The 3292-nt window shown below is 74.1% G+C and carries 4 protein-coding genes; 3 read left to right on the forward strand and 1 reads right to left on the reverse strand.

Features of this window, described 5'->3' with window-relative positions; all coding sequences use genetic code 11:
- Positions 1 to 178 precede the first annotated feature (178 nt).
- The gene (locus ACZ63E_RS46005; RefSeq protein ID WP_465342623.1) at positions 179 to 913 is read left to right on the forward strand and encodes a FadR/GntR family transcriptional regulator; all 735 of its coding nucleotides are present in this window, start codon (positions 179 to 181) and stop codon (positions 911 to 913) included.
- On the forward strand, positions 907 to 1635 hold the full coding sequence (locus ACZ63E_RS46010) for a sulfite exporter TauE/SafE family protein (protein WP_465342624.1): 729 nt from the start codon (positions 907 to 909) through the stop codon (positions 1633 to 1635). Before ACZ63E_RS46005 ends, ACZ63E_RS46010 begins: the two co-directional genes overlap by 7 nt.
- Before the next feature lie 203 nt (positions 1636 to 1838).
- Here the strand turns inward: ACZ63E_RS46010 and ACZ63E_RS46015 are convergent, their stop codons facing one another.
- On the reverse strand, positions 1839 to 2495 hold the full coding sequence (locus ACZ63E_RS46015) for a helix-turn-helix transcriptional regulator (protein ID WP_465342625.1): 657 nt from the start codon (positions 2493 to 2495) through the stop codon (positions 1839 to 1841).
- An 87-nt stretch (positions 2496 to 2582) separates the two neighbouring features.
- On the opposite strand from ACZ63E_RS46015, the gene folE reads away from it, so the two are divergent.
- On the forward strand, positions 2583 to 3203 hold the full coding sequence (gene folE, locus ACZ63E_RS46020; RefSeq protein WP_465342627.1) for a GTP cyclohydrolase I FolE: 621 nt from the start codon (positions 2583 to 2585) through the stop codon (positions 3201 to 3203).
- Positions 3204 to 3292: the final 89 nt, after the last annotated feature.

Here is a 3292-nt window from a genome sequence, read left to right on the forward strand (position 1 = left end):
GGTCCTACAACCGGCCCCCCGTCTCATTCCCAAAAACCACGCACCCGGCCCAGCCCTACTGAGAAAACCTCAATGTGGCCTTGGGTGCGTTGAACGCACCCAAGGCCACATTGGGGCGTTCGGGTTTGTCCGACATCGCCACGGATATGTCTGACATATCGGTGCTACGGTCGGGCACGTGGAAGCCTCCGCCGGGCTGCGGATCGCCACCGAGGTGCGGGCCCGCATCGACGGCGGCCGGTGGCCCGCGGGCACCGTCCTGCCGACCGAGCTGGAGCTGGCCCGCGAGTTCGAGGTCAGCCGGCCGTCGGTGCGCGAAGCACTCAGCGCGCTCCAGTTCGCCGGGTACGTCGAACCGCGGCGGCGGCGCGGCACCGTTGTGCTCGGCGGCTCACCGGTGCCCACCGCCCCACGGCACGTCCGTGCGGCGCAGTCGTTCGCCGACGTCGTCGACCTGCTCGAAGCGCGGCTCGTCCTCGAACCCGCGGTGCTGGCCCTCGCCGCGGCCGACCCGGATCCGGGGGCGCTCGACCGTGCCCACGACGCCGTCGCGGGCATGGCTCTGGTGACCGGCGGCGACACCCTGCCCGCCGACACCGACCACCGGCTGCACGCCGCGATCGCCGGGGTCTGCCGGAACCCGGACCTGCGCGAGCAGGTCGGCGCGCTGCTGGAACGCGGGTCCGGGCCGGTCTGGCGGGAGACCCAGGCCGACGGGGCGCGTCAGGCCCACGCGTGGACCGGCGACCACCGCGAGATCGTCGACGCCCTCGCCCGCGGTGACGCCGGCACCGCGGCCGCCGTGTCACGCCGTCACCTGCTGTCCGCTGTGGACAATGCCGCCTGCGCCGGACTGCCGCCGTCGCAGCTGCGGCGGCTGCGCCGGCTCCGGGAGCACTTCGGATCGTGTTAGCCGTCCTGGTTCTCGCGTTCCCGGTGGGGGTCTTCATCGGGACCGTCGGCATCGGCGGAGTCCTGCTGCCGCCCGCGCTGACCTGGCTCGGCGGGCTCGACATCCACGCGGCCGCCGGCACGAGCAGCTGGTGCTTCCTGTTCACCGGGATCGTCGGCACCGCCGGCTACGCCCGGCACCAGGCGATGCCCTGGCGCTTCGGCGGCCTGCTCACCCTCGGCGCGGCGCCGGCCGCGGCGGCCGGCGCCCTCGTCAACGGCGTCGTCCCGGCCACGGCGCTCTGGCTCGTCCTGGCCGTCGTGACGGCCGGTTCCGGCGCCTACAACCTCTGGGCCAAGCCCCGGGAGACCCGGGAGCTGCCGGCGCCCGCGGCGGTCGTGGTCGGCGCGGTGGTCGGGTTCGGCTCGGCGCTGACCGGCACCGGCGGCCCGGTCCTGCTGGTTCCCGTGCTGCTCGCGCTCGGCGTGCCCGCGTTGACGACGATCGCGGCCGGGCAGCTGATCCAGCTCCCGCTCGTCGGCTTCGCGACGATCGGCTACGCGGCGCACGGCAACGTCCACTTCGGACTCGGCAGCGTCCTCGGCGTGCTGGCGGGCGCCGGCGCGTTCCTCGGCACCCGGCTGGCCCGGCGGCTGCACGGGCAGCACCTGCACCGCGTCGCTTCCGCGGCCCTGGTCGTGTTCGGCGCCTTCCTCTTCGTGCTGCCGTTCCTCCCGCGCTAGCAAGGAGGGACGTCCTCACCCGGCTCGGCCCGCGCCTGCTGCTCAAGCGCGACGACCTCACCGCCTCGAGTACGGCGACCCCACGGAGGCGTGCCTCGACGCGATCCTGCTGCCGGCCCGGACCGAGGGGCATCCTGCTCGACCCCGCCTACAGCGGGAAGACGTTCGCCGGGCGCTGGACCGCGGGCCACAGCCCGCCGCGGCTAGGCGGGCACCACCCGGACGCAGCAGAAGCCCGGCTTCGCCACCAGCAGGGCGCGCCGCCCGTGCTCGCCCGCGCCGGTGAGCATGCCTTCGACGAGGCCGAGGTTCATCTCGCAGACGAGGCGGGCGTGCGTCCGGGCGAGCCGCTGGAACGGGCAGTTGCCCAGCAGCACCTCGCGGCCGTCCACGCGGGGCTCGAAGCCGTGTTCTTCGAGCGTGCCGATGATCTCCGCGGCGCCGGCGGCGAGCTCGGCCCCGCGTTCGCGGGCTCGCCGCCCGAGGACCTCCCGGGGCGAGGCGCCCGTCTCGTCGGCCTCCTCCACCGCCGCCGCGAGCAGCTGACCAGCGAGTTCGTACTGCCGTTCGGGCAGGGAGACGCTCACCTGCCGGTCCGCGCGCCGGTACAGCTTGGCCGGCCGGCCCGCCCCCGGCCCGCTGCGGCCGGTGCGCCGCTCGTGCCCGACCGCCAGCAGCCCGTGGTCCACCAGGCGGTCGAGGTGGAAAGCCACCGTCGCCCGGGGCAGGCTGAGGGCCGCCGCGACGTCGTCACGGCTCACCGGCTCCGGCTGGCGGGCGACGTGGTCGTACAACCGGCGCCGGGTCGGCTCGTCGAGCGCCGCGACCGCGCTCACCGCGCCGGCCTCGGGAGTGTGCATCATCGCACTCTAAAACAAATGAACGTTGACGAAAACCCGGGCGGGCTTCTACCGTCAGCTCGTCCTGGTTTCGGAAGGAGGCCTGCCTTGACCGTCGACCCCGTCAGCGAACCGGTGCCGCTGCGGCACCTCGGTGTCGTGCACAACCGGGACGCCGTGGACCTGGCCGCCGCGGAACGCGCGGTCGCCGACCTGCTGCGCGCCCTGGGCAAGGACCCGTCGTCGGAGCACCTCGGCGACACCCCGCGGCGGGTGGCCAAGGCCTACGCGGAAATGCTGCAGCCACGCGACTTCCAGCTCACGACGTTCCCCAACGACGAAGGCTACGACGAGCTCGTGCTGGCCAAGAGCATCCCGGTGCAGTCGCTGTGCGAGCACCACCTGCTGCCCTTCCGCGGGGTCGCGCACGTCGGCTACCTGCCCGGCGAGCGCATCCTCGGCCTCTCGAAGCTCGCCCGCGTGGTCGAGCTCTTCGCGCGCGACCTGCAGGTGCAGGAGCGGCTGACCAAGCAGGTCGCCGACTGGCTGCAGGAGCACCTGGCGCCGAAGGGCGTCGGCGTGGTGATCGAAGCCGAGCACATGTGCATGTCGTTGCGCGGGGTGCGCGCGACCGGCGCGCTCACCGTCACCTCTTCCCTGCACGGCCTGCTCCGCGAACAGCCGAAGACTCGGCAGGAGTTCTTCGCGCTGACCGGGGTGAACGCCTGACGGCCGTGGGGGGGGGGGGGGGGGGGGGGGGGGGGAGGGTGGGGGGGGGGGGGGGGGGGGGGTGGGGTCGTCCCGTTCTTTTCCTCCCC

It is taken from the genome of Amycolatopsis sp. NPDC104819 (genome assembly GCF_055583145.1).